Raw genomic sequence first — 848 nt, 5'->3', positions numbered from 1 at the left:
CCTTTCAAAGATAACCACTGCGCCAAGATGAGACTGACTTTGTTTGCCTTCGTCCTCGCCGTGTGTGCGCTGGCTTCTAACGCCACACTTGCACCAAGAACTGATGACGTACTGGCAGAGCAGCTGTATATGAGTGTCGTCATTGGTGAATACGAGACCGCTATCGCCAAATGCTCTGAATATCTGAAGGAAAAGAAGGGAGAGGTTATCAAGGAAGCCGTGAAGCGTCTGATCGAAAACGGCAAGAGGAACACCATGGACTTCGCCTACCAGTTATGGACAAAGGATGGAAAGGAAATCGTCAAATCTTACTTCCCCATCCAGTTTAGAGTGATCTTCACCGAGCAGACTGTCAAGCTCATAAACAAAAGGGACCATCACGCCCTCAAGTTGATCGACCAACAAAACCACAACAAAATTGCATTCGGTGACTCCAAAGACAAAACCAGCAAGAAAGTCTCCTGGAAGTTTACCCCCGTGTTGGAAAACAACAGAGTATACTTCAAGATCATGTCCACCGAGGACAAACAGTACCTGAAGCTCGATAACACGAAAGGTTCTAGTGATGACCGTATCATCTACGGTGATAGCACCGCTGACACCTTCAAACACCACTGGTACCTTGAGCCCTCCATGTACGAAAGCGACGTCATGTTCTTCGTCTACAACCGAGAGTACAACAGTGTTATGACACTTGATGAAGATATGGCCGCCAACGAAGACCGTGAAGCCTTGGGCCACAGCGGCGAAGTTTCCGGTTATCCCCAACTTTTTGCATGGTACATCGTCCCCTACTAAGCGTTGTTGTAAAAGGTTCTGCCGATTAATATGTTGAAAACCAAATTAAC

1 protein-coding gene is annotated in these 848 nt (G+C 47.1%); it reads left to right on the top strand.

All coding sequences use genetic code 11. From position 1 onward, the window contains the following. Nucleotides 1–798: hypothetical protein (locus tag F0U44_RS23855; RefSeq protein ID WP_149730554.1), on the top strand; the 798-nt coding region annotated here is incomplete at its 5' end. Between the last annotated feature and the right edge of the window lie 50 nt (nucleotides 799–848).

The sequence above is a fragment of the Nocardioides humilatus genome (assembly GCF_008373755.1).
Classification (GTDB): Bacteria; Actinomycetota; Actinomycetes; order Propionibacteriales; family Nocardioidaceae; genus Nocardioides; species Nocardioides humilatus.
The sequence above is the reverse complement of the archived record's forward strand: the minus strand, read 5'-3'. Positions and strand labels throughout refer to the sequence as shown.